This window comes from Winogradskyella poriferorum (genome assembly GCF_050618035.1).
GTDB classification, from domain to species: Bacteria; Bacteroidota; Bacteroidia; order Flavobacteriales; family Flavobacteriaceae; genus Winogradskyella; species Winogradskyella poriferorum_A.
On sequence record NZ_JBODPY010000338.1, the window covers coordinates 1 to 209 of the forward strand.

Consider the following 209-nt stretch of genomic DNA (forward strand, 5'->3'; position numbering starts at 1 on the left):
CAGTTTCAGCAATTCTTATCTGAAGTTTACCTGCTGCTTCTAATATTTCTCCTAGTGTTACACTAAGGGTGTGTTTTTCAAATACAACGTTTATACCATTAAAACTGTCATCATACTTTGTCAGTGTCACATAGTAAAGCTTCAGTTTGAGCATATTATAGTCATGAAAATCTTCTTGAGATAATCCTTCTGTTAACTGTCTCCCTCTA

General features: G+C 34.0%; 1 pseudogene. It reads right to left on the reverse strand.

The window, feature by feature from the left end:
- Positions 1-209, reverse strand: a pseudogene (locus tag ACRHOC_RS15990) (2,3-bisphosphoglycerate-independent phosphoglycerate mutase); the annotation flags it as partial.